A 25302-nucleotide genomic window follows, 5' to 3' on the forward strand; every position below is an offset into this window, starting at 1 on the left:
GAAACCCTCAGGCTCCTCGTTTCGGGGCAACTGTTCCAGCCGAAACCCTCAGGCTCCTCGTTTCGGGGCAACTGTTCCAGCCTAACCGAACCAAGTCTCGGACGCAAATCCGCTACTTTGTCGGCCACCCGAACGCGCTCCACCATCCTACAGGATGTTTCACACTCGGATTTTCAGGCGCTCTCCGTACAACCTCGTTTTCCCTCGCCGAGCTGCGAAGCTCGGCGGCGGGTCGGTGTCCGTGTCGCTCTGACCTGGAATAAGTTACGGGGCTTTGCACCGGAACGCCAAATTGCCTGGTCACAGGGCTTGCCCGGCCACTCTGGATCGAAAAGCCGCAGGTAGACCGAACGGGGCGGGGCGAACCCCGCCCCGTTCGGGCACAACTTGATCTTCGTGACGCCGGACACGTCAGCCGGCGAGCACCTTGATGCCACCGAAGTTCTTCCGTCCCCGTCGGATCACGAGCCACTTTCCGTGCAGCAGATCCGTCGCGCTCGGCGCCCAGTCGTCGGCCTCGACTCGCTGGTTGTTCACGTAGGCGCCGCCTTCCTTGACAGCTCGGCGCGCAGCGCCCTTGCTCTCGCACAGCCCGCTCGCTACCAGGAGATCGATGATCGTGTCCGGCTCACCTGCTCGAACCTCTGCGATCGACGCCTCCTTCAGCGCAGCCGCGAGCGTCGACTCGTCGAGGTCCGTCAGCTCGGCGCGGCCGAACAACGCCTTGCTCGCGAGCTCAACCGCGTCCGTATTTGCCTGTCCGTGGACGAGCGTCGTCATCTCGGCAGCGAGCCGGCGCTGCGCCTCACGAGCCTGCGGGCGCTCCGCCGTCGCGGTCTCGAGCTCCGCGAACTCCTCCTGCGTCAGGAACGTAAACCAGCGCAGGTAACGCATGACATCCGCGTCACCGGTGTTCACGAAGTACTGGTACCAGGCGTACGGGCTGGTCATCTCGGGATCGAGCCACAGGCTGCCGCCACCGGTCGACTTGCCGAACTTCTTGCCGTCCGCAGACGTCACGAGCGGGACCGTCATCGCGTGGACCGAGGCACCGTCGAGCTTCCGGTTGAGGTCGACCCCGGCGATGATGTTGCCCCACTGGTCGGAGCCGCCGACCTGCAACGCGCAACCGTAGTTGCGGCGCAGGTGCACGAAGTCGTTCGCCTGCAGCAACATGTAGCTGAACTCGGTGTAGGACATGCCGTCGGACTCGAGACGCCGCTTGACGGTGTCCCGCGCAAGCATGACGTTCACGGAGAAGTGCTTACCGATGTCGCGCAGGAAATCGATTGCCGTCAGCTTGGACGTCCAGTTGGCGTTGTTCTCGATGACCGCGCCGGTCGGTGAATCGTCGAAGTCGACGAAGCGCTCGAGCTGCGAGCGGATGCGATCGGCCCATTCGGCGACCGTGTCGGCCGAGTTCATAGTGCGCTCGCCGACATCGCGGGGGTCACCGATCATGCCGGTGGCGCCGCCGGCCAGGACGATCGGCCGGTGACCTGCGCGCTGGAAGCGCTTGAGGGCGAGCAGCGGGACCAGGTGGCCTGCGTGCAAGCTCGGCCCGGTCGGATCGAAACCGGCATACAACGTGACTGGACCGGCCTCGGTCTCACGACGCAGCGCGTCCAGATCGGTCGACTGGGCGATGAGGCCCCGCCAGGTCAGTTCGTCAAGGATGTTCTCAGTCACGCACCCGATCATCCCATCGCTCGGTGACCGCAGGTGCGCGCGGGCTGCGGCGGTACGCGGAAACGGCGGCCGAGCCCGGGATCCACAGCCGCCACGGCCGGTCTGCGGCAACGGCGATCCCGACCCGTGGGCCGCTCCGGTAGGGCGTCGGCTCCCCCAGTCCCAGGCGCGTGTCCGGGTGGGTCCCGAACAGGTCGACCCCGTTGTCGTCGAGGGTCAGGCCGAGTGCCGAACCGAGGTTGCCCGGTCCGCGGGCGGCGTCGGGGTGACGACTGATCCCCGGACGGCGTGAGGCGACCAGCTCGTGGCCGTCGATGATCTCGGCAGCGCGCAACAGCACGCCACCGGCGACGCCGTCCGGTCCGTACGAGACGTTCGCGCAGTAGTGCATTCCGTAGCTGCGGTAGACGTACAGATGGCCCGCCTCACCGAACATCACCGCGTTCCGCGGTGTCCGTCCCCGGAAGGAGTGCGACGCCGGATCCGGCCATGGGCCCTGTAAGTCGCCTCCATACGCCTCCACCTCGACTATCCGCGCCCGCACCGCGCCCACGGTCAGCGTCGCGCCGAGAAGGGCCCGGGCCGCCTCGATCGGGTGGTCGGCGTCGCGGAGGACGTCACGTCCAGGAGTGGTCACGGTGACGATTGTGCACCGACGTCGCGCGGTGGCGTCCGGAGCGTTGACGGGCGTCCCCGCGCGGGCAAATAATTCACCGAATGGTGAGTTCATCGCTCGATGAATCGAGGTCGACATGACCGGAACCTCCGCTTCGTCCTCCGCGGCGATAGAGATCCACGAGCTCAATGTCCGACGCGGTGGCGCCCCCGCACTGAGGGACGTGACCCTGGCGATTCCCCGCGGAACGGTCACGGGGCTGCTCGGTCCGTCGGGGTGCGGCAAGACCACTCTGATGCGGTGCATCGTCGGCACCCAGATCGTGGAGTCCGGCACGGTCACCGTGCTGGGCCGCCCGGCGGGCGCGGCGGCTCTGCGGCGTCGGATCGGCTACGTGACCCAGGCGCCGAGCGTCTACCTGGATCTGACGATCAGGGACAACGTGCGGTACTTCGCCTCGTTGTACGGCCGCGGCAACGACGCGGTCGCCGACACCATCGAGGCCGTCGGCCTCACGACCCACACCCACCACCAAGCGGGCGACCTGTCGGGCGGGCAGCTCGGCCGAGTGTCACTGGCGTGCGCACTGGTCGCCCAGCCGGAGCTGCTGGTGCTGGACGAGCCCACCGTCGGGCTCGACCCCGTCCTGCGCGCCGAGCTGTGGGAACACTTCGCCTCGCTTGCCGCTGCGGGCACGACACTGCTCGTGTCGAGCCACGTCATGGACGAGGCCGACCACTGCGAGAACCTCCTGCTGCTGCGGGACGGCCGGCTGCTCGCGCACGTGCCACCCGACGAACTCCGGCGCCGTACCGGCAAGGCAAACCTCGAGGAGGCGTTCCTCTCGCTAATCCGGGAACACCAGGTCGGAGTCCAGCCATGATCATCACGCCCCGTATCTACACCGCGAGTACGACGCGCATCCTGCGTCAGCTCCGCGTGGACCACCGGACCGTCGCGATGATCCTGGTGGTGCCGTCGTTGCTGATGGTGCTCCTGTACTTCCTCTATCAGAACGTCCCGACCCCGCCCGGCCAGACTCCGCTGTTCGACCGGATCGCGATCACGATGCTCGGCATCATCCCGTTCATCGTGATGTTCCTGGTGACGTCGATCGCGATGCAGCGCGAACGCAGTTCCGGCACCCTCGAACGCCTGCTGACCACGCCCCTGTCGAAGCTCGACCTGCTCGCCGGCTACGGCACCGCCTTCTCGATCGCCGCGGCGGCGCAGGCCGGCCTCGCCTGTGCGGTCGCCTTCGGATTTCTGAACCTGACCACCGAAGGCAGCGTGATCTGGGTCCTGCTCATCGCGGTGGTCAACGCCGTACTCGGGGTCGCGCTGGGCCTGCTGTGCAGCGCGTTCGCCCGCACCGAGTTCCAGGCCGTGCAGTTCATGCCGGTCATCGTGATCCCRCAACTCCTGCTGTGCGGGCTGCTGGTTCCGCGGGGTCAGCTGCCGCAGTGGCTGGAGTGGATCAGCAACGTGCTGCCGCTGAGCTACGCGGTGGAGGCCCTGCAGCAGGTGGCCACCAATCCCGGCACGACCACGTTGATGTGGCGTGACCTCGGGATCGTCGTGGCGTTCGTGGTGGTCGCGCTGAGTCTCGGGGCCGCGACACTGCGTCGGCGGACACCGTGATGGCGGAGCCGTCCTCGCCGACCCGTTCCGGGAGGCGTCCCGGGCGCTCGGGGACCCGCGACCGGATCCTGCAGGTCGCTCGAAACCAGTTCGCGAGCAAAGGGTTCGACCACACGACCATTCGCTCGATCGCGTCGGAGTCCGGCGTCGACTCGGCACTCGTCCACCACTACTTCGGCACAAAGCAGCGCCTGCTGGTCGACGCGATCGAGCTACCCATCGACCCCGCGACGATCCTCGGCGCGCTCGAGGCGGCCCCGGTGGACGCACTTGGCGAGACGCTCGCGCGGACAGTGATCGGAGTCTGGGACTCCACGCACCAGCCCGCGGTGGTCGCCGCGGTGCGGTCCGCGCTGACGGGCGGCGACGAGAACCTCGTCCGCAGCTTCCTCCTCGAGGTCGCGCTGAAGGGCATCGCCGCGAGAGTGGACTCCCCGACCGGAACCGGGGACCTGCGCGTCGCACTCGTCGCCTCGCAGATGACGGGCCTGTTCGTCACCCGCCACCTGTTGAGGATCGAAGCCCTGCGGACCTTGTCCACGGAGCAGACCGTCCAGCTGATCGCGCCCACACTGCAGCGCTATTTCACCGGACTGCTGGAACCGGTCTAGTCGGTGTCGGAGGCGACGCCGCGGGCGACGAAATCGTCGTGCTCGGCGTCGGTGACATCACGTGCCTCGTCGACCAGCAGCACGGGGATACCGTTCTCGATCGGGTAGGCCCGGTGCAGGCGCGGGTTGTAGAGCAACTCGTCACCGACCAACAGCAACGGCCCCTTGTCCTGCGGGCACGCCAGAATGCTGAGCAGGGTGGGATCAATAACCACTTCAGTCCTCTCGGGCCGTCCGGGATCTCGGCCGGTCCAGGCTACAAGTCTCCGCGGGAGTGCTCACGCGGGCACCCCACCCGGCTTCGCCGACGGGTCCCCGAACCTCGCCGCCGTCGCCTTGGTGAGGCGCTTGTACCGGCCGGTGTCCACGTCGAGGTACCACGCGCGCACGCTCGGCTTCGGGAGGCCCGCTGCCTGCAACTCGGACGCCCGAGGGCGGTACGAGGCGCCGAGCGGGATGCGGTCGACGACGTGCACGATGTCGGGGCACTGCTCGATCGGCAACTGCCCGAGTGCGGCACCGATCTCCGCCGCGCTGGGGACGCGTCCCTCGTGGACGGTGATCGCCGCGACCGCCACGTGGGACTCCCCCGCGGGCACCGGATACGCGACCGCCAACTCGACCTGCGGCATCTCCCCGAGGGCATCGACGATCGGCTGCGTGAAGACCGGTCCGCGCGCGGCGGCGACCACGGTGCGCTTGTGGTCGACCAGCCAGTAGTCTCCGTCCGCGTCCCGCCGGAAGAGGTTCTCGGTGGGCACCCAGGCGTCGCCGGCAGCGAAGACGCCCCGCATCACGCCGGGAACCGCCTCCGCGCGTGCGCCCGGCCGACCGAGAAGCAGGCCTACTTCGTCGTCCTCGCACTCACGGACGAATCCCTGCGCGTCCTCGAGCAGAAGCCCCTCGATCGGGTCGTACGCGCCCAGTCGAACCTCGGCGCTGCCGGGGAGCGGGCGCCCCTTGGAACCGACCTTCGCGCCGGAGACATTGACCAGCACCACGTCACCCTCGGTGGACGCATAGAACTCGAGCACCTGCGCCGGGGCGAACCGCTCGGTGGTTCGGCGCCACAACCCGGGCGGCATGCCCGAGCCGATGAACAGGCGCACGGGATGCCCGTGCTCGAGCGGCAGCAGCTTGGCATCGAGAATCTCACGCAGCATCGTCCACGTGTAGCTGACGACCGTGACCCCGTACCGGTGGATCTCCTCCGCGAAGCGCTCCGGATCCAGCCCGCGCGACAGCGCGATCCGCGAACCGCCCGCGACCGCGCCGCCGAGGGTGGCCATCAGCCCCGACGAATGATGCAGCGGCGCAAGGCAGTACACCGTGTCGCCGCGACTGAGCGAGGCCGCGGACGCCGTACCGAACGCCGAGAGCGCCCAGCGGTAGTTCGTGATGAACTTGGCCTCGAGGCTGCCGCGCGACCCACTGAAGATCACGAACGCCAGTTCCCGTGCAAGCCCGGGATCCGGGCGATACCAGCCGGGCAGTGTCACCGCATCCGGGTCGACCTGCTCCAGGTCCACCACGTCCGGCCCCAGCTCGACGTCGAGCCCGCGGAATTCGCCGCCGCCGAGCACGAGGACCTTCTTGCCGGTCGCCACCGCGTCTTCGAGGTGGTCCGGGTCGACGAGGATGCGATCGACCCCACCCAGTCGCACCGCTTCGTCGAGATCCCCGCCCGGCGGCAACAGCGCTGCGACGGCACCGAGCCGCGACAGCGCCGCGATCGCGACCAGCGCGCTGGGGCGGGTCTCCATCAGGACACCGACATGGTTGGCCGGCCGGATACCGGCATGGATGAGACCACGGACCACGTTGTCGATGCGCGTGTTGACGGCGGCGTTGGTGTGCACTCGATCGTCGAACAGGAAGAACTCCCCGTTCGCCGCCTTGCGTCCCTGCTCGGCGAGCAACAGCCCCAGTGAGATCCGCGAGTGCGGCTGCAGCTGACCGAGCCGAGCAAGTCTCGGCAACGCACGAGCAGCCTCGACGGAGAGCTCGCGAGTACCACGCACGGTGTCGGTGGCGAGATCCGCGATTCCCTTGCCGACGCCCACACCGACCTCGGCGATCGACGCGACGGTATGGGCCAGCCGGTTGGCGATGCTCACACCGCTGTCGGTGCCGGACGGCTCGTCGTGGATCATCGCGTCGACGGTGTCCGGGCGCGGCCCGGTGCCCTCACGCCATCGAACCCACTGTCCGGTGGTCGGCCACGTCCGGGCTGCCGCGGCGGAGCCGACGACGAGGCCGAAGTGCCCTGCGCGCAACGTCGATTCGAACGCCTCGGCCCGGGGCGCTGCCCGCTTGATCCCGCGCACGGCGAGCGGTTGGCCGATGTCGTCGACCTCACCGACGAACGCAAGAACCGGACACGTGATCTCGGCGAGGCTCACCGGGGTGTCCTTGATGACGAACCCACCGGTCATCATCCGGTTGTGGACGATGAACTGCTTGAGCAGTTCGGCGACCGCGGGGCCGGACCACGCCACCCAGCCGTCCTGCGCCAGGAAGCGGCGCTGCTGCTCGCGCGGCAGCAGCGCTTCGCGGTCGTGCAACTGCCGCAGGAAGTCGAGTCGGGATTTCGCGGTCTTCACCGGATCGAGCAACTGGAAGCCGGTGCGCGCCATCCACCCGGCGATCGACAAACGATTGAACACGTGGTCGGCGAGCACGTCGGCGGCCTTGGTCGCGATGCCCTCGGGGATGTTGAACGGCAGCGCGGCCAGCGTGTCGACGGGCGCACCGAAAGTGATCAGGCTGGCGATGTTCCGGCACCGCCGGAAGGCCGCGGCCTGGTAGCAGAACATGCCACCCTGCGAATAGCCCGACAGGTGGACGTCACGACCGGTGTGCTCGTGGACCAGGTCGATGATCTCGCTGATCGCGACAATGTGATCCGCCAGTGTGCGGTCCCAGCCGCCCTCCTCGGTGTCCGGGGAGCCGAAGTCGACGACCCACGGATCGATGCCCATCTCGTGCAGGATCCCGACGGCGCCCTGGTCGCGGGTGACGTCGTACACGTCCGCCGACATCATCATCGGCGGCACGAGCACGATCGGCGGCCCGGCCTGATCCGGAGCGGTGTCCGGGAAGTATCGGCGCAGTCGATACATCGGGGCGCGCTCGACGATCTGGAACGGCGACGGTGTGGCACCGGTTTCCAGACCGCCGAGGCGAACCACCTCGAGGCCGTTCTGTGCCGTGGCGACGGCTCGCCGAAGCGAACCCACCACGTAGTCGGAGCTCAGACTCACCAGCACTCCCCCAGCAACCCATCGTGACTTGCATCACATCATGTTCGATGAGCTTCCACATTACTGCGTATGTGGGACTGGGGTTACACCGAGTCGATCTCTCATCTCGACTAGGCGCGCGTCCACTCCCGCAACGCGTCCGCCGAACGACGCACGCCGCCCAGTTGTTCGGCAACCCGCACCCCCGCGGTCCCGCCGCGCGCGCTACGCGACGCGATGGATCCGTGGACCGTGAGCACCTCACGCACCGCGGGAGTCAGCGCCGGATCGACCCCGGCGAGTTCCTCGTCGGTGAGCTCGTCGAGACCCACCCCGCGCGCCTCCGCGACACGGACGCACGCGCCCGCCGCCTCGTGCGCAACCCGGAACGGAACGCCCTGGCGGACCATCCATTCCGCGATGTCGGTGGCGAGCGTGAACCCTGCGGGAGCCAGCTCCGCCATCCGATCGGTGTGGAACTCGAGGGTGGAGACCAGACCGGTGATCGCGGGCAGCAGCAGCTCGAGCTGTGCGACCGAGTCGAAGACCGGCTCCTTGTCTTCCTGCAGATCGCGGTTGTACGCGAGCGGCTGTGCCTTGAGCGTGGCCAGCAGACCGGTCACGTTGCCGATCAGGCGTCCTGCCTTGCCACGCGTGAGCTCGGAGACGTCCGGGTTCTTCTTCTGCGGCATGATCGACGATCCCGTCGACCACGCGTCCGCGAGCGTGATGTAGCCGAATTCCGGCGTGCTCCAGATGATGACCTCTTCGGCCATCCGAGACAGGTCCACCGCGATCATCGCGAAGACGAACGCCGCCTCGGCCGCGAAGTCACGCGACGACGTCGCGTCGATCGAGTTCTCGGCGGCCGAGTCGAACTTCAGCTCGGCGGCGATCGCGTCGGGGTCGAGCCCCAGCGACGAGCCCGCCAGGGCGCCGGAACCGTACGGCGACACCGCGGCCCGCTTGTCGAAGTCCCGCAGACGCGCGACGTCGCGCAGCAGCGGATGCGTGTGCGCGAGCAGATGATGCGCCAGCAGCACGGGCTGCGCCGCCTGCAGGTGCGTCTTGCCCGGCATCACGGCATCGGGGTGCGCCGCGGCCTGGGTGGCGAGCGCGTCGACGACGTCGAGGACGCCGTCGGCGACCCGCCGGGCCGCGTCCCGCAACCACATCCGGAACAGCGTGGCCACCTGGTCGTTACGGGAACGGCCGGCCCGCAGCCGGCCACCGACCTCGGGCCCGACCCGCTCGATCAGGCCCCGCTCGAGTGCGCCGTGCACGTCCTCGTCGGACTCGGCCGGCCCGAACGCACCGGAGGCGACGTCGTCGCCGAGTCGGGTGAGGCCGTCGAGCATGGTCGCCAGGTCGGCCTCAGTCAGGAGACCGGCCTTGTGCAGCACCTTCGCGTGCGCCTGGGACGCCCGCACGTCGTACGGGGCCAGGACCCAGTCGAAGTGTGTCGACTTGCTCAGGGCCGCCATGGCGGCGGCCGGTCCCGACTGGAACCGGCCGCCCCAGAGGGCACCTTCGTTGGTGCTGTGCTCGGCCATCGTTACAGGCCCAGATCGCGCTTCGCGGCGACCTTGGAGGACAGGCCGTGGATGTTGACGAAGCCCTTCGCGTACGACTGGTCGAACGAGTCGCCCTCGTCGTAGGTGGCCAGGTTGAAGTCGTACAGCGACTCCGGGCTGCGGCGGCCGTTGACGGTGATCGCGCCACCGTGCAGGAACAGGCGGATGTCGCCGGTGACCCGCTCCTGGGTCTTCGCGACGAAGGAATCCAGCGCGTCCTTGAGCGGCGAGAACCACAGGCCGTCGTAGACCAGCTCGCTCCAGCGCTGCTCCATCTGACGCTTGTAGCGGCCCAGCTCACGCTCGAGGGTGAGGTGCTCGAGCTCCTGGTGCGCGGTGATGAGCACCATCGCGCCCGGGGCCTCGTAGATCTCGCGGCTCTTGATGCCGACGAGACGGTCCTCGACGACGTCGAGGCGGCCGACGCCCTGCGCACCCGCGCGCTTGTTGAGCTCCTGGATGGCCTCTAGCACCGTGACCGGCTTGCCGTCGATCGCGACCGGCTTACCCGCCTCGAAGCTGATGATCAGCTCGTCGGGGCTGTTCCAGTTGAGCGTGGGGTCCTGCGTGTAGTCGTAGACGTCCTTGGTCGGCGCGTTCCACAGATCCTCGAGGAAGCCCGTCTCCACCGCGCGGCCCCACACGTTCTGGTCGATCGAGAACGGCGAACGCTTGGTGACGTTGATCGGGATGTTGTTCTCCTCGGCGAAGGCGATCGCCTTCTCGCGGGTCCACGCGTAGTCGCGGACCGGCGCGATGACCTCGAGGTCGGGCGCGAGGGCGCCGAAGCCGACCTCGAAGCGGACCTGGTCGTTGCCCTTGCCGGTGCACCCGTGCGACACGACGGTGCCGCCGTGCGCGCGAGCAGCCTCGACGATGTGCTTGACGATCAGCGGACGGCTGATGGCCGAGACCAGCGGGTAGCGGTCCATGTAGAGAGCGTTGGCCTGGATGGTCGGCAGGCAGTACTCGTCCGCGAACTCGTCGCGCGCATCCACCACGACCGACTCGACGGCGCCGCAGTCGAGGGCACGCTGACGCACGACCTCCATGTCCTCGCCGCCCTGGCCGAGATCGATGGCGACGGCAACGACCTCCTTGCCGGTCTCCTTGCCGATCCAGCTGATGGCCACGGAGGTGTCCAGCCCGCCCGAGTAGGCGAGTACGACGCGATCAGCCATGGTGTGTGTGCTCCTTAGAAATCGAATTGTTCATGCAGAGTCTAGTGGTCAGGCCAGGCGCTCGATCGCCGCGGCAAGCTCCGCCCCGGTGAGCGGTTCGCGGGCCACGACGAGGATCGTGTCGTCGCCCGCGATGGTGCCGACGACGTCGGGCAGCGAGGCCCGGTCGAGCGCGCTGGCCAGGTAGTGTGCGGCCCCCGGCGGGGTCCGCAGGACGGCGAGGTTTCCGCTGGCATCGGTCGAGACCAGCAGTTCCCCCAGCAGTCGGGACAACCGGTCGGTACCCCCGGAGACACCCCGCACGGGCGAGCCGTCCTCCGGCACGACGTACACCCCGGCGCCACCGTCGGCGGCCCGCAGCTTCACCGCGCCGAGTTCCTCGAGATCGCGCGACAGGGTCGCGTTGGAGACCTCGATGCCCTCCGCGCCGAGCAGCGCCGCGAGTTCGGCCTGGCTGCGGATGTGCCGCTCTGCGACCAGCGCGGTGATCCGCGCCTGCCGGCCGGCGCGCGTGTGCGCGACGGCGGCGGCAGGCTGCGCCGGATGGGGCCCCGGGGCGGTGGTCACGGCCGGGCCCCGGACCGGTGTTCGAGCAGCCAGACGAGCAGTGCCTTCTGCGCATGCAGCCGGTTCTCGGCCTCGTCCCACGCAGCCGACTGCGGCCCGTCGAGGACCTCGTCGGTGATCTCCTCGCCGCGGTGTGCGGGCAGGCAGTGCAGCACGACGGCGTCCGGTGCCGCCTTCGCGAGCAGGTCAGCGTTGATCTGGAACGGCCGGAACGGTCCGACGCGGTCGAGACCGTCCTCCTCCTGACCCATCGACGTCCAGGTGTCCGTCACCAGCACGTCGGCGCCGGCCACCGCGGCCTGCGGATCGTCGGTGAGCGTGACCATTGCGCCGGTCTGCTCGGCCCGCACCCGGGCGGCGTCGACGACCGCCGGGTCGGGTGCGAACCCGAGCGGCGCGGCGATCGTCACGTGCACGCCTGCGGTGACGCCACCGAGCAGCAGCGAGTGCGCCATGTTGTTGGCGCCGTCGCCGAGGTACGTGAGCCGCAGACCCGCCAGTTCACCCTTGCGTTCGGCGATGGTCTGCAGGTCCGCGAGTACCTGGCACGGATGGAACTGATCCGACAGCGCGTTGACGATCGGAACCGTCGCACCCTCGGCCATCTGCTCGAGCCGCTCCTGGCCGAACGTGCGCCACACGACGGCGTCGACGAACCGCGACAGCACGCGTCCGGTGTCCTGCAGCGTCTCGTCACGGCCGAGCTGGGTCTTGCTGCCGTCGACGACGACCGCGTGCCCGCCGAGCTGCGCGATGCCCATCTCGAACGAGAAACGGGTGCGGGTCGAGTTCTTGTCGAAGATGACACCGACGCCGCGCGGGCCCTCGAGCGGCCGTCGCGAGAACGGATTCGCCTTGAGCTCACGGGCGAGCGACAGCACCTCGGCCTGCTCGGCCGGGGTCAGGTCGTCGTCCCTCAAGAAGTGTCGAATCGTCATGTACTACTTGCCTCCTGCCGGTTCCGCCGCAGCCGCATCGAGAATTCCCGGCAGCGCCGCGACGAATCCTTCCGCCTGCTCCTCGGTGAGGATCAACGGGGGTGCCAACCGGAGCACGCCCGGCTGCGCCGCGTTCACGAGGTACCCGGCGTCGCGGGCCGCGGTCTCGACCGCGGGGGCCACGTCCTCGGTCAGAACGACGCCCAGCAGCAGCCCGGATCCGCGCACGTGATCGACGAGCGGGTGCCCGAGTCCCTCGATGCCGGTGGAGAGCACCTTGCCGATGTTGTCGGCATGCGACAGCAGGTCTTCGGACGCGATCGTCCGCAACACGGCGAGCGCGGCCGACGCGCACACCGGGTTGCCGCCGAACGTGGTGCCGTGCTTGCCCGGACCGAAGAGTTCGGCCGCCGCGCCGGTCGCGATGCACGCACCGATCGGCATGCCACCGCCGAGACCCTTGGCGAGCGTCATGACGTCAGGCACGATGCCCGCGGCCTGGTGCGCGTAGAACCAGCCGGTCCGGCCGATGCCGGTCTGCACCTCGTCGAGGATCAGCAGTGCGCCACGGTCGGCCGTGATCTTCCGCGCGCCGGCGAGGTAGCCCTCCGGCGGGACCACGACGCCGCCCTCACCCATGATCGGCTCGAGGAACACCGCCGCGGTGTCCTCGTCGACCGCCCGGTCGAGCGCCTCGAGGTCGCCGTAGGGCACGTGCTCGACGCCGGGGGGCATCGGCTCGAACGGTGCCCGCTTGTCGGGCTGGCCGGTGAGCGCGAGGGCGCCCATCGTCCGGCCGTGGAACGCCTTCTCGGCGGCGATGATCTTGCGGCGTCCGGTCGCCCGGGCCAGTTTGAAGGCGGCCTCGTTGGCCTCGGTTCCCGAGTTGCACAGGAACACCCGCCCCGTCACGGTGCCGGCGGTCTCGCCCGCACCCAGGTGCTCGAGCAGGTGCTCGGCCAGCGCGACGGCAGGCTCGCTGGCGTACAGGTTCGACACGTGTCCGAGCGTGGACAGCTGGGTCGTGACGGCCTCGACGATCGCCGGATGCGCATGGCCGAGGATGTTGACGGCGATGCCGGCGAGCAGATCCAGGTACTGCTTCCCGTCGGCGTCGGTCACGACCGCGCCCTCACCGCGGACCAGCGCCACCCGCGGCACGCCGTAGGTGTTCATCAGCGCGCCGGACCAGCGCTGCTGCAGATCCGTTGTGGCAGTCATTTCCGTCCTTCCGGGGTAACAGAGTTGGGTGCGGGAGCGGGGGTCACCATGGTGCCGATGCCCTCGCCGGTGAAGAGTTCGAGCAGAACCGAGTGCGCGACGCGGCCGTCGATGACGTGCGCGGTGGGCACGCCACCCTCGACGGCGCGCAGGCAGGCCTCCATCTTGGGGACCATGCCGGAGTCGAGGCTCGGCAGCAGCTGACGCAGTGCGGCCGTGTCGATCTCGGAGGCGAGCGAACTGCGGTTGGGCCAATCGGTGTAGAGCCCCTCGACGTCGGTGAGGACGACCAGCTTCTCGGCGCCGATCGCCTCGGCGATGGCCGCGGCCGCGGTGTCGGCGTTGATGTTGTGCACCACGCCGTCCTCGTCGGGCGCGATCGTGGAGACCACGGGGATGCGCCCGGCGGCGATGAGGTCGAGCACCGCGTCGGGGTTGACCGTGGTGACGTCGCCGACGAGGCCGATGTCGGTGGCCTCGCCGTCGACCTGCACGGTGCGCCGGGTCGCGGTCAGCAGCCGCGCGTCCTCGCCGGAGATGCCGACGGCGAATGGGCCGTGCGCGTTGATCAGGCCGACCAACTCGCGGCCGACCTGACCGAACAGCACCATCCGCACGACGTCCATGACCTCGGGGGTGGTGACCCGGAAACCGCCCCGGAACTCACCCTCCATGCCGAGCCGCTTGAGCATCGCGTTGATCTGAGGGCCGCCGCCGTGCACCACGACCGGGTGGATCCCGATGGTCCGCAGGAACGCCATGTCCGCGGCGAATGCGCTCTTGAGCTCGTCGTCGATCATGGCGTTGCCGCCGTACTTGATCACGACGATCTTGTCGTGGAAGCGCTGCAGCCACGGCAGCGCCTCGGCCAGGACGAACGCCTTCTGGCTCGACGTGAGGTTCTCGATGCTGGCGGCGGTGCCACTGTCGGTGTCGGTACTCATGACGAGTACGCCGAATTCTCTTCGACGTACGCGTGCGACAGGTCGGTGGTGCGGATGGTGACGCTGTGCTCGCCGACGCCCAGTTCGATGTTCAGGTCGATGTCCATGCCGGACAGGTCCACCTCGCGGGCGCCGGGGGCGCCGACACCGTCGATGCACACGGGATTGCCGTTGAACGACACCGTGATCCGGTCCGGGTCGAGCGTGATGGGAGCGATGCCGACGGCGGCGAGCACGCGGCCCCAGTTTGGGTCGGAACCGAACAGCGCGGTCTTGACCAGGCTATCGCGGGCAACGGTGCGCGCAGCGACGAGCGCCTCCTGCTCGGAGGCGGCGCCGCTGACGGTGACCCGCACCCGCTTGGTGACGCCCTCGGCGTCGGCCATCATCTGGTCGGCGAGGCTGTCGCACACCGCGAGCACGGCGGCGTTGAGCTCGTCCTGCGACGGGGCGACTGAGCTGGCGCCCGACGAGAGCAGCAGCACGGTGTCGTTGGTGGAGGTCGCGCCGTCGACGTCGAGTCGGTCGAACGACATCCGCGTCGCGAACCGCAGCGCCTCGTCGAGCTGCTCGGCGGTCGCGACGGCGTCGGTGGTGATGACCGACAGCATCGTCGCGAGCGACGGCGCGAGCATGCCGGCCCCCTTGGCCATGCCGCCGACGTTCCACTTGTCGGCGTGGTGCAGTGCCGCCTGCTTGGGGACGGTGTCGGTGGTCATGATGGCGTGCGCGGCGTCGGTGCCGCCGGAGATACCGCCGGCCAGTTCGTGCACGATCTCGGTGACGCCCGAGAGGATCTTGTCCATCGGCAGCCGGTCACCGATCAGACCGGTGGAGCACACTGCGACCTCGATCGCGCCGGTCTCGGTGCCCCAGTCGCTGAGCGATGCGGCCACGTGCTCGGCGGTCTTGTGGGCGTCCTGGAACCCGGGGGCTCCGGTGCACGCGTTGGCGCCGCCGGAGTTGAGGACCACGGCCCGCAGCCGGCCGGTGGTGAGGACCTGCTGCGACCACAGCACGGGCGCGGCCTTGACCTTGTTGGCGGTGAATACGCCCGCGGCAGCCAGCTCGGGTCCCTCGTTGAAGACCAGTGCGAGGTCGGAGCGACCGCTGACCTTGATCCCGGCCTTGATGCCGGCTGCGCGGAAGCCCGCCGGCGCGGTGACGCCCTGCGTGCGGATCAGCCGGCCCCCGGCGATCTCGATGGCGTCGGCGAAGTCGGATTCGGTTGTCACGGAGCAACTCCCACGGTCGAGAGACCATCGGTCTCGGGCAGGCCCAGGGCCAGGTTCATGGATTGGACGGCACCGCCGGCGGTGCCCTTGGTGAGGTTGTCGATCGCCGCGATGACGACGAGGACTCCGGCGTCGGCGTCTACGGTGACCGCGATCTGCACGGCGTTGGAGCCGACGACGGCGCCGGTCTGCGGCAGCTGCCCCTCGGGGAGCACGTGGACGAACGGCTCGTCCCGGTACGCCTTCTCGTAGACGGCACGGATCTCGTCGACGGAGGACGTGGTGGGCGCGGTGCAGGTAGCGAGGATGCCACGCGGCATCGGCGCGAGGACCGGCGTGAAGGAGACGGCGACGTCCGTGCCGGCGGCCGCCGACAGGTTCTGCTTGATCTCCGGGGTGTGCCGGTGCGCGCCGCCGACGCCGTACGCCCGGACCGAGCCCATGACCTCGGAACCGAGGAGGTCGGCCTTGGGCGCCTTGCCCGCGCCGGAGGTTCCGCTGACCGCGACGATGTTGACCCGCGGCTCGACGACACCGGCTGCGACGGCCGGGGCGAGCGCGAGCGACGACGCGGTCGGGTAGCAGCCGGGCACCGCGATGCGGGTGGCACCGACGAGCTTGTCCCGGCCGCCCGGCAGCTCGGGCAGCCCGTACGGCCAAGTGCCGGCATGCGGGCTGCCGTAGTACTTCTCCCACGCCTCGGCGTCGGCGAGCCGGAAGTCGGCACCGCAGTCGATGATCACGGTCGACTCGGGGAGCTGCCGCGCGATCTCGGCCGAGTTGCCGTGCGGCAAGCCGAGGAAGACGACATCGTGACCGGACAGGGTCTCGATGTCGGTCGGCCCCAGGACGCGATCCGCGAGCGGCAGCAGGTGCGGGTGGTGCGACCCGAGGGTCGTGCCCGCGTTGCTGCCCGCGGTCAGCGCACCGATCACGAGCGAACCGTCGCGATAGGCAGGATGACCGAGCAGCAGGCGCAGGATCTCGCCACCCGCGTACCCGCTCGCGCCCGCAATCGCGACCTTGATCGGAGACCGGTTACCGGTCTCCGAAGCTCCAGCGTCTCCAGATGTACCCATACGGATGATTATGCACCATCATGCAAACTCGTTCATAGTGGGTTTTCGACACACGAATCACTGGGGAAACACGGCGTCGCGCAGCACGTGCTTGGTCAGCTTGCCCGACGGGTTCCGCGGCAACGTGTCGACGAGCACCAGCTCCCGCGGCATCTTGTAGCGGGCGAGCTTGTCCGACAGGTACGCGCGCAGATCCTCGAGTTCCAGTGTCCTCCCCTCGACCGGCACGACGACGGCTACCACCGTCTCGCCCCACTCCGGGTGCGGCCGGCCGATCACCGCGACGTCGAGGATGTCGTCGTGCGGCCGGATCGCCTCCTCCACCTCCTGCGAGTAGACGTTCTCACCGCCGGTGATGACGACGTCCTTGAGTCGGTCGACGATGAACAGGTACCCGTCGGCGTCGATCCGCGCGACGTCGCCGCTGCGGTACCAGCGCCCGTCGAACACGTCCTCGGTCGCGGCGTCGTTGTCGAGGTAGCCGCGCATCCGGGTGTCGGCGCTGAGCCAGATCTCACCGGTCTCCCCCGGCCCGGCGTCCGCGCCGTCGGCGCGGACCACCCGCAGGTCCACGCCGGGCATCCCGCCACGGCCGATCGACCCCGCCTTCTCGATCTGCTCGTGCGGGTAGAGCGCGGTGCCGACCGGCCCCATCTCGCTCATCCCGTACACCTGATAGAAGTCCTCCGAGCCGTAGACGCGGGCGAGGAGCTGCGCGGTCTCGGCACCGATCGGCGCGCCGCCGTAGAGCCAGCGCCGGACCGAACTCAGGTCGTACGACGACAGATCGAGACCCTGAGCCTTCGCGATCTGCACCGGGGCGAGGTAGGCGATGGGCGCGCCGAAGAACGCGGTGATCCGCTCGCGTTGCACGGTCTCGAGGAACTGGATCGGGTGGTATTCGCGCAGCAGCACCACGGTTCCGCCGAGGAACAGCGTCGTCAGCATCCAGTTGTTCAGCGGCGATGCGTGCCAGATCGGCATGGCGAGCAGGAAGCGGTCGTCGCGCTCGAGGCCGACAGTCGCGACGATCAGCGGCGGCACCGAGGCAATCGACCGGTGGGTGTGGACGCACCCCTTGGGCGCGCTGGTTGTACCGGAGGTGTACAGGATCTGCGCGACGGCGTCCTCACTACCCTCGCCCCCATCGACACCCTCCCATTCCGGTGCCGCATCGACAGCGGCGTCGAAGTCGTCCGCCGCGTCCCCGCCGGCACCACCGTGCGTTGCCATCTCCGTCAGCAACCACCGGGTCTGCGGCGCTCCACCGCGGGCCGCGTCGACGAGGTCCGCCGAGACGACGCCGACGCGCGCACCGCTGTGGCCGATCGTGTACTCGACCTCGGGTGCGGTGAGCTTGTGGTTGACGGGGACCAACACACCACCGGCGCGCCAGACACCGAATGCGGCAATCACGAAGCCCGGCGAGTTGTACGTCATGACCGCGACCCGATCGCCGGGCCGGACGCCCTCGCGGCGGAACACCTCGGCCGCCCGCCGGGACGCGGATTCGAGTTCCCGGTAGGTGATGCGGCGCGATCCGTAGACGAGCGCTTCCTTCTCGGGGAACTTTCTGCGGACACTCTCGAGCAGCACGTTCAGATGCACCGGGTTCTCCTCAACTCTTCGACGGGTAGCGACCGGACGTGCGTCCGGCGCGACCGTTGCCCGTCACGCAAATCCGTTCTACAGTCACCAGAAAGAATTGAATCACGATTCATAGCTTGGCGGAAGGGTCTAGGAAATGACGACAACACAGGACTCCACGAACACTGCGCCCGGTGGACATCGCACGCACGAGGTGTTCAACCAGGCACCACCGCGGATCGACGTCAACGATTTCACCGCCAACAAGGCACTCGTCGAGGGCATCGCACGCTACGACGCCGGCTGGTCCGCGGAGCACCTGTCGGAGGTGGGCGCACTCGTCGGCACCGCCGAGTTCCAGCACGCCGCCGAGCTCGCCAACACCGAGATTCCGCGTCTGCACTCGCACGACCGCTGGGGCCACCGCATCGACGAGGTCGAGTACCACCCCGCGTACCACCGGGTGATCTCGGCGGCCGTCGAGCACGGTGCGCACACCGCCGCATGGGCGGAGCCGCGCGCCGGGGCGAACGTCGCCCGCGCCGCCACGTTCATGCTCTTCGCGCAGGTCGAGCCCGGACACGCGTGCCCGATCTCGATGACGCACTCGGCGGTGCCGTCGCTGATGCTCGAACCGGAACTCGCGCAGCGCTGGCTGCCCCGCCTGTACTCGCGCGGCTACGACGGCGCCCTCGCGGCGCCCGGCGACAAGCCCGGCGTGCTGTTCGGCATGGCGATGACCGAGAAGCAGGGCGGCTCCGATGTCCGCGCCAACACGACGACCGCACAGCCCCTCGCCGATCGCACCTACCTGCTCACCGGACACAAGTGGTTCTGTTCCGCACCGATGTCCGACGCGTTCCTCGTCCTCGCCAACGCACCCGAGGGGCTGTCGTGCTTCCTGGTGCCGCGAGTCCTCGAGGACGGCACCCGCAACGTGTTCCGCATCCAACGGCTCAAGGACAAGCTCGGCAACAAGTCGAACGCATCGTCGGAGATCGAACTCGACAACACGATCGGTCACCTCGTCGGCGAACCCGGCCGCGGCGTGCGCACGATCATCGAGATGGTCTCCCGCACCCGGCTCGACTGCGTCTACGGGTCGACCGCGGGCATGCGGCAATCGGTGGCCGAGGCGCTGTGGCACGTCCGGCACCGGTCCGCGTTCGGTGCGACGCTCGTCGATCAGCCGGCGATGACGGCGGTGGCCGCCGATCTGGCACTCGAGTCCGAGGCCGCGACGGCGACCGCGCTGCGCCTGGCCCGCGCCCACGACGACGATGCATCCGAGTCGGAGAAGGCATTCCGCCGGCTAGCGACCGCGGTCAGCAAGTACTGGATCTGCAAGCGGGGACCGCACCACGCGTACGAGTCCCTCGAGTGCCTGGGCGGTAACGGTTACACCGAGGCGTTCCCCCTGGCGCGCCGGTTCCGGGAGCAGCCGGTGATGGCGGTGTGGGAGGGATCGGGCAACGTCATCGCGCTCGACGTGCTGCGCGCGATGACCCGCGAACCGGAGTCGGTGCAGGCCTTCGACGCCGAACTGAACCTCGCACGCGGCGCCTCGTCGGTGTTCGATGCGCACCTCGATCGAGTCCGCGCGATGCTCGCCGAACTCGCGACCCTCGACCCCACCACCGCCCAGTTCCGGGCACGCCCGGTCGCGGCGGCCATGGCTCTCGGTCTCCAGGGTTCGCTGCTGCTGCGCGAGGCCCCCACCGCCGTCGCGGAGGCCTTCATCACCGCCCGCCTAGGCGCCGATCGCGATCTCGAGTACGGAACTCTCCCCGCGGGAACCGATTTCGCGGCGATCCTCGAGCGCCACTGACCCCGCCCACCCCAGTCACGCCCCGCAGCCCCAGCCCGGAATCACCGCGGCTGGGGCGGCGGCACCGGTGAGCCAGACGTCGAACGCACTCGAGAGCCACCGGTCGAGTCGTGAAGCGCCTGGTTCGACGAGGTTTCCCGCCGCTCAACGGCCCCGGCGCACCCAACGACGAGCAACTCGGCGCAGACACGAGCCTCGAGGGACGTCTCACCGACTACAGCATCGGAAGGGCAATCATCTACGCCTGCTTCGGCTGGTCACAGTCCGAGCGCGCCACGCAGATGTTCCGCGACCTCGCCGCCGCTATGCCTCGATCGGGGCGTACCAGTCGGCGTTCTCGAGCAGCACCCGCGTGCCCAGGTCCCGATTCCATTCCGGCTCGATGCCGTGCCGCCGCAGGACGGGGAACACCACGTCGCCGAGTAGGCGCGTCACCTCGGCCGCGTAGAGGTCTTCCTTCGCGTCTTCGCTGAGCGCGTCGTAGGCGGCCTCATCGAAGTTCTCGGGCGGAAACGCGCCGTAACCGATGTAGGTCTCCCCGGCCTCGACGAGACGGTCGGTGTCCTGCTGGTGGAAGTACACGTAACCCGTCCAGTGGCGGCTGTCGTCGCGCTCGCCCCAGATCTCGCCGGACGCGCAGCTGCCGCAGCAGGAGAAGTCCGCGCGGGCGACCACACCGTTTGCATTGAGCTCCTCGAACGCGGCGATCGTGCGGGAGGTGTACGCGCCGATCTCCGTCTGCTGGCGCAGCCGGGCGGTGCGGAGCGCGGCGAACGCCGCCCCGAGCTGCTCCTCGGTGAGGTCGTAGTCGTCGCCGTAGAAGTCGATGAAATCGTCGGCGTCACCTCGGCCGGAGATCAGCTGATCCCAGATCTGCCGGGTCACCTCGGCACGGCCGTCCTCGTCGAGGGGCAGGTCGGGAAGGACGGCGTAGGGCGGGATCGCGTTCGGATTCGACAACGCGCTCACAGCGCCACCTCCATACAACGAGCGGAACCGGGCGAATCACCAGGCAGCGACGATGGTAGCTCCGTCGACCGACAGATCGGTACGCAGGCCGCGACACGCGCCGACTGAGCTGACCGCCACCGACGCGATCCGTTGACGCCAGGCGCAACGACATCGAGGTCGACGATCGGCTTCGCGGCGTCGGCCGCCCGTCGACCACGACCCGGCCTTCGGCTACTCGTTCTTCATGGACCGGCGGATCTCGTCGAGCCGGTCGTGGGCGGCCTTCTCCCGCGCCTGCCACTGCTCGTCGAGGTCGCGGCCGACCTGGCTGTCCCGCTCGAGGTCCTCCGAGCCCAGCGCGGTCCCGAAGCGGTCCTCGATCCTGTCGCGGACACGATCGAACGTCGGGACGCCGCCGTCGGTGTAATCGGGCGACGGAGTCGCGGCGGTGCCCATCGTCATCGGGGGCGGAACCTCCGGTGGAGCGGTGGGCCGGGACGGGTCCGGCGGGATGTCGGGCGTGTAGCCGCCGCCCGCGGAGAGCGCGGCGGCGGCCGCGTGCACCGGTGCCAGTCCGGGGCGAGCCGTCGTCGCCGCGAGCACGACGGCCAGCAACTGGACGTCGTCGAGGCCACGCAGGTGCGCGAGTGTCTCGTCCATATCGACCATGAGGGGCTCCTCCTGATAGCACTTTCCAGGCTACCGAGAGGAGCCCCTCGTCGGTCGATCTCCGATATCAGCCGCGGAGCACGGCTCCCACCGAATCCGCAGCGGCAGCGACGGCTGCGTCACGTGCCGCGCTGGCCTCGTCCTCGGTAAGCGTGCGATCGGCGCCACGGAAGCGCAGCGCGAACGCCAGCGACTTGCGGCCCTCGCCCACCTGCTCGCCCTCGAACACGTCGAACAGGCGAATGTCCTCGAGCAGCTCGCCGCCACCCGAGCGGAGCGCGGCCTCGACGTCCGCGGCCGGCACCGACTTGTCGACGACCACCGCGACGTCCTGCAGGACGGCCGGGAACGGCGACACCCGCGGCGACGGCAGCACCTCGGCGATCGGCAGGGCGTCGAGATCGACCTCCACCGCGCACGTCCGCGCCGGGAGACCTGCACGCTCGAGCACCGCCGGATGCAGCTCACCGGCATGGCCGACGACGGCGCCGTCGAACAGCACCTCGGCGCAGCGACCCGGATGCCACGGCAGGTATTGCGCGGCACGCAGTTCCACCGTGACGCCGGCGGCGTCGGCGATCGTGCGGACCGCGGCGAACGCGTCCGACGCGTCGGCGGCGCGACCTGTGCCCCAGGGACCGGACGGCTCCCGCTGACCCGCCAGGACGACGGCCACATGCAGCGGCTGCGCCGGCAGCGACTTCAGCAGTTCGGCGATCTGCTCGTCGGTGGGACGACGGTCCACCGGGAGCGCCTCGACCGGCTTGGTGTCCGGACCCGGCTCGACGACCTGCGCGATGCCGTACAGCGCCAGGTCGCGCTGGCCGCGAGAGGTGTTGCGCGCCAAGACCTCCAGCATGCCGGGCAGCAGCGTGGTGGCCAGTTCGGGGCGATCCGACTCGAGCGGGTTGAGCACCTTGGAGGTGTTGCGACGCGGGTCGTCGGCGTCGAGTCCCCATGTGTCGAACACCGCGTGCGGCAGGAACACCGGCGGCAGGATCTCCACGTACCCGGACGCCGCCAGGGTGCGTCCGACGGCGCGGCGACGACGCTGCTGCGGGGTCAGTCCCCGGCCCGCGGGTGCCTGCGGCAGCACCGACGGAATCTGCTCGAGACCCTCGAGGCGCAGCACCTCCTCCACCAGGTCGGCGGGCTGTGCCAGGTCGGGACGCCACGACGGCGGGGTCACGACCAACTGGCCGTGTCCGGTCTCGCTGACGCCGACCTCGACGGTGCATCCGATCTGCGTCAGACGACGTGCGGCGGTGCCGTTCGGGTAGGTCACGCCCGCGACGCGGTCCGGCAGATCGATGTCCATGCGGATCCGACCCGCCGGGGTCACGCCGCCGACATCGCTGAGGACGGGCTCGATGGTGCCGCCCGCGATCTCCACGAGGAGCGCGGCCGCGCGATCGAGTGCCGGCAGTGCCACCTCTGGGTCGACGATCCGCTCGTAGCGCTTGCTGGCCTCGCTCGTCAGCTTGTGACGGCGCGCGGTCTTGAACACCGCCAGCGGATCCCACGTCGCCGACTCCAGCAGGATGTCGGTGGTGCCGTCGTGGACCTCGGTGCTCGCACCACCCATGACACCGGCGAGCGAGATCGCGCCGGAGTTGTCGGCGATGACGACGTCCTCGGCGTCGAGGGTGCGCTCCACACCGTCGAGGGTGGTCAGCTTCTCCCCCGCTTCGGCACGGCGGACGACGAGACCGCCGTCGACCTTCGTGGCATCGAACGCGTGCAGCGGCTGGCCGAGCTCGAGCAGGACGTAGTTGGTGACGTCGACGGCCGGGGAGATCGGACGCACGCCCGACAGCAGGAGTCGCCGTTGCAGCCACCACGGGCTGACGGCCTTGGGGTCGATGCCGGTGATCCGGCGCGCCGTGAACCGGGTGGCCTTCGACTCGGGCTGCAGCTCGATCGGCCACGCCTCGCCGCCCTCGGCGGGCAGCGCAGGGACGACGGCCGGGTCGGCGAACTCGAGGTCGAACCCACACGCGAGCTCACGGGTCAGACCGCGGACCGAGAAGCAGTAGCCGCGGTCCGGGGTGATGTTGAGCTCGATGATCGTGTCGTCGAGATCGAGCAGCTCGTTGGCGTCGGTACCCGGCTCGGCGGTGCCCGGCTCGAGGACCAGGATCCCCGAGTGGTCCTTACCGATGCCCAGCTCGGACGCCGAGCACATCATGCCGTTGGACACCTGGCCGTACGTCTTACGGGACGCGATCGCGAAGCCACCGGGCAGCACGGCGCCGGGCAGGGCCGCAACGACCAGGTCACCCTCGGCGAAGTTGCGTGCACCGCAGACGATCTCCTGCGGCGCGTCGGCACCGACGTCGACCTTGCAGAAGCGGATCGGCTTCTTGAACTCGGTGAGTTCGGTGATCTCCAGGACACGACCCACCACCAGCGGACCGGATACCGGCTCGAGGGTGTCGACCTCCTCGACCTCGAGACCGACGCGGACGAACCCGGCGTCCAGTTCCTCGGCGCTCACCTGCCACTCGGGGGTCGCCCGCTGCAGGATCTCGGTCAGCCACGATTGCGCTACTCGCACGTCTTCTCAGCTCTCTCGCTCGTGAAGTCTGTGTTCTCTGGGCATTCCGCAGGCTCCACGCCTCATGCCTGCACACCGAAGGGCAGCGTGAATCGCACGTCGCCCTCGACGATGTCCCGCATGTCCGGGATGCCGTTGCGGAACTGCAGGGTCCGCTCGAGACCCATACCGAACGCGAAACCGGAGTACTCGTCAGGGTCGATCCCACACGCGCGCAGCACGTTCGGGTTCACCATGCCGCAGCCGCCCCACTCGACCCAGCCGGCGCCGCCCTTCTTGTTCGGGAACCACACGTCGACCTCCGCGGAGGGCTCGGTGAACGGGAAGTAGTTGGGGCGCATACGCGTCCGAGTCTCCGGACCGAACAGCGCGCGGGCGAACGCGTCCAGCGTGCCGCGCAGGTTCGCCATCGTCAGGCCCTTGTCCACGGCGAGACCCTCGACCTGCGAGAACACCGGGGTGTGGGTGGCGTCGAGTTCGTCGGTGCGGAACGTGCGGCCCGGGCAGACGACGTAGATCGGCACGTCGCGCTGGAGCATCGTGCGCACCTGCACCGGCGAGGTGTGCGTACGGAGCACCTGGCGCGAGTTCGGCGGAGCGATGTGGAAAGTGTCCTGCATCGTGCGCGCCGGATGATCGGGCAGGAAGTTCAGCGCGTCGAAGTTGAAGTGCTCGGTCTCGACCTCGGGACCCTCGGCGACCTCCCAGCCCATCGCGACGAAGACGTCGGCAATCTGGTCCGAGATGATGGTGATCGGGTGCCGCGCACCCGCCGGACGACGATCCGATGGCAGGGTGACGTCGATGGCCTCCGCGACCAGCACGGCGGCATCGCGCTCGGCGAGCAACACCTCACGGCGCGCATCGAAGGCGGTCGTGACCCGGGTACGCGCGACGTTGACGCGCTTGCCGGCGTCCGCCCGCTCGTTGCCGGGCAGCGCGCCCAGACCACGCTTCGCGAGCGCGATCGGCGCCTTGTCACCGAGGTGTTCGATCTTCGCCTTGGCGAGCGCATCGAGGTCCGCGGCGGCCGCGAAGGCCTCCTCTGCCGCGAGCGCCGCGGCGGCGAGCGCCTCCTCGGTGAGCGCCTCCTCGGTGAGCGCGTTCGCATCGACAGTCGGCGGGGCTACGCCCTCATTCTTGGCCACGACCGGTGCAACTCCTTGTCTATC

The 25302-nt window shown here is 69.3% G+C and carries 21 protein-coding genes; 4 read left to right on the forward strand and 17 right to left on the reverse strand.

The window, feature by feature from the left end; all coding sequences use genetic code 11:
* Window positions 1–411: 411 nt before the first annotated feature.
* Together tyrS and AB4Z09_RS16585 are read right to left on the reverse strand one after the other, a co-directional pair.
* The gene (gene tyrS, locus AB4Z09_RS16580) at window positions 412–1689 is read right to left on the reverse strand and encodes a tyrosine--tRNA ligase (protein ID WP_254622515.1); all 1278 of its coding nucleotides are present in this window, start codon (window positions 1687–1689) and stop codon (window positions 412–414) included.
* The gene (locus tag AB4Z09_RS16585; protein ID WP_254622516.1) at window positions 1682–2326 is read right to left on the reverse strand and encodes a DNA-3-methyladenine glycosylase; all 645 of its coding nucleotides are present in this window, start codon (window positions 2324–2326) and stop codon (window positions 1682–1684) included. Before AB4Z09_RS16585 ends, tyrS begins: the two co-directional genes overlap by 8 nt.
* Before the next feature lie 115 nt (window positions 2327–2441).
* Here AB4Z09_RS16585 and AB4Z09_RS16590 point away from each other — a divergent pair, with 115 nt between their 5' ends.
* The 3 genes from AB4Z09_RS16590 to AB4Z09_RS16600 are packed head-to-tail and all read left to right on the forward strand — an operon-like array spanning window position 2442 to window position 4557.
* The gene (locus AB4Z09_RS16590; protein ID WP_174910498.1) at window positions 2442–3188 is read left to right on the forward strand and encodes an ABC transporter ATP-binding protein; all 747 of its coding nucleotides are present in this window, start codon (window positions 2442–2444) and stop codon (window positions 3186–3188) included.
* Window positions 3185–3946, forward strand: a complete 762-nt coding sequence (locus AB4Z09_RS16595) for an ABC transporter permease (RefSeq protein ID WP_114722872.1) — start codon at window positions 3185–3187, stop codon at window positions 3944–3946. The genes AB4Z09_RS16590 and AB4Z09_RS16595 overlap by 4 nt, the downstream gene beginning before the upstream one ends.
* Window positions 3946–4557, forward strand: a complete 612-nt coding sequence (locus AB4Z09_RS16600) for a TetR/AcrR family transcriptional regulator (protein ID WP_174910500.1) — start codon at window positions 3946–3948, stop codon at window positions 4555–4557. Before AB4Z09_RS16595 ends, AB4Z09_RS16600 begins: the two co-directional genes overlap by 1 nt.
* Here AB4Z09_RS16600 and AB4Z09_RS16605 read toward each other — a convergent pair.
* The 11 genes from AB4Z09_RS16605 to AB4Z09_RS16655 form a co-directional block, all read right to left on the reverse strand.
* Complete coding sequence (locus tag AB4Z09_RS16605; protein ID WP_174910502.1) at window positions 4554–4772, reverse strand: Trm112 family protein; 219 nt, start codon at window positions 4770–4772, stop codon at window positions 4554–4556. The two genes, AB4Z09_RS16600 and AB4Z09_RS16605, sit on opposite strands and share 4 nt — an antisense overlap.
* A 63-nt stretch (window positions 4773–4835) precedes the next feature.
* Window positions 4836–7823 (reverse strand): acyl-CoA synthetase, encoded by a 2988-nt coding sequence (locus AB4Z09_RS16610; RefSeq protein WP_442240232.1) that lies wholly within the window; start codon window positions 7821–7823, stop codon window positions 4836–4838.
* A 107-nt stretch (window positions 7824–7930) separates the two neighbouring features.
* Window positions 7931–9352, reverse strand: coding sequence for an argininosuccinate lyase (argH, locus tag AB4Z09_RS16615; RefSeq protein WP_442240206.1), 1422 nt, complete (start codon window positions 9350–9352; stop codon window positions 7931–7933).
* Between the two features lie 2 nt (window positions 9353–9354).
* Complete coding sequence (locus AB4Z09_RS16620) at window positions 9355–10554, reverse strand: argininosuccinate synthase (protein WP_114722867.1); 1200 nt, start codon at window positions 10552–10554, stop codon at window positions 9355–9357.
* Between the two features lie 48 nt (window positions 10555–10602).
* A complete protein-coding gene (locus AB4Z09_RS16625; protein ID WP_114722866.1) occupies window positions 10603–11121 on the reverse strand; it encodes an arginine repressor in 519 nt (172 codons plus the stop codon).
* Window positions 11118–12059, reverse strand: a complete 942-nt coding sequence (gene argF, locus AB4Z09_RS16630; RefSeq protein WP_174910511.1) for an ornithine carbamoyltransferase — start codon at window positions 12057–12059, stop codon at window positions 11118–11120. The genes AB4Z09_RS16625 and argF overlap by 4 nt, the downstream gene beginning before the upstream one ends.
* 3 nt (window positions 12060–12062) lie before the next feature.
* Window positions 12063–13280: an acetylornithine transaminase gene (locus AB4Z09_RS16635; RefSeq protein ID WP_442240207.1), complete on the reverse strand. Its 1218-nt coding sequence runs from the start codon at window positions 13278–13280 to the stop codon at window positions 12063–12065.
* Entirely contained in the window at window positions 13277–14224 is a 948-nt protein-coding gene (gene argB / locus AB4Z09_RS16640; protein ID WP_442240208.1) for an acetylglutamate kinase, read from the reverse strand. Before argB ends, AB4Z09_RS16635 begins: the two co-directional genes overlap by 4 nt.
* Window positions 14221–15459 carry a bifunctional glutamate N-acetyltransferase/amino-acid acetyltransferase ArgJ gene (argJ, locus tag AB4Z09_RS16645; RefSeq protein ID WP_442240209.1) on the reverse strand — a complete coding sequence of 413 codons (1239 nt, stop codon included), beginning with the start codon at window positions 15457–15459 and terminating at the stop codon, window positions 14221–14223. Before argJ ends, argB begins: the two co-directional genes overlap by 4 nt.
* Window positions 15456–16538, reverse strand: a complete 1083-nt coding sequence (gene argC / locus AB4Z09_RS16650) for an N-acetyl-gamma-glutamyl-phosphate reductase (RefSeq protein WP_442240210.1) — start codon at window positions 16536–16538, stop codon at window positions 15456–15458. The genes argJ and argC overlap by 4 nt, the downstream gene beginning before the upstream one ends.
* Before the next feature lie 57 nt (window positions 16539–16595).
* Window positions 16596–18146: a class I adenylate-forming enzyme family protein gene (locus tag AB4Z09_RS16655; RefSeq protein ID WP_442240211.1), complete on the reverse strand. Its 1551-nt coding sequence runs from the start codon at window positions 18144–18146 to the stop codon at window positions 16596–16598.
* Between the two features lie 136 nt (window positions 18147–18282).
* Between AB4Z09_RS16655 and AB4Z09_RS16660 the strand changes: the two genes are divergently transcribed.
* Window positions 18283–19953, forward strand: coding sequence for an acyl-CoA dehydrogenase family protein (locus AB4Z09_RS16660; protein ID WP_442240212.1), 1671 nt, complete (start codon window positions 18283–18285; stop codon window positions 19951–19953).
* A gap of 303 nt (window positions 19954–20256) precedes the next feature.
* Here AB4Z09_RS16660 and AB4Z09_RS16665 read toward each other — a convergent pair whose 3' ends face one another.
* From AB4Z09_RS16665 to pheS, 4 genes are all read right to left on the reverse strand, one after another.
* On the reverse strand, window positions 20257–20922 hold the full coding sequence (locus AB4Z09_RS16665; protein WP_442240213.1) for a DUF6891 domain-containing protein: 666 nt from the start codon (window positions 20920–20922) through the stop codon (window positions 20257–20259).
* Window positions 20923–21135: 213 nt separating this feature from the next.
* Entirely contained in the window at window positions 21136–21573 is a 438-nt protein-coding gene (locus tag AB4Z09_RS16670; protein ID WP_114722856.1) for a PspA/IM30 family protein, read from the reverse strand.
* 67 nt (window positions 21574–21640) lie between these two features.
* Window positions 21641–24130, reverse strand: a complete 2490-nt coding sequence (gene pheT, locus AB4Z09_RS16675) for a phenylalanine--tRNA ligase subunit beta (RefSeq protein WP_442240214.1) — start codon at window positions 24128–24130, stop codon at window positions 21641–21643.
* Window positions 24131–24192: 62 nt separating this feature from the next.
* Window positions 24193–25278, reverse strand: a complete 1086-nt coding sequence (gene pheS, locus AB4Z09_RS16680) for a phenylalanine--tRNA ligase subunit alpha (RefSeq protein ID WP_442240215.1) — start codon at window positions 25276–25278, stop codon at window positions 24193–24195.
* Window positions 25279–25302: the final 24 nt, after the last annotated feature.

This window comes from Rhodococcus sp. TAF43 (assembly GCF_052113525.1).
Classification (GTDB): Bacteria; Actinomycetota; Actinomycetes; order Mycobacteriales; family Mycobacteriaceae; genus Prescottella.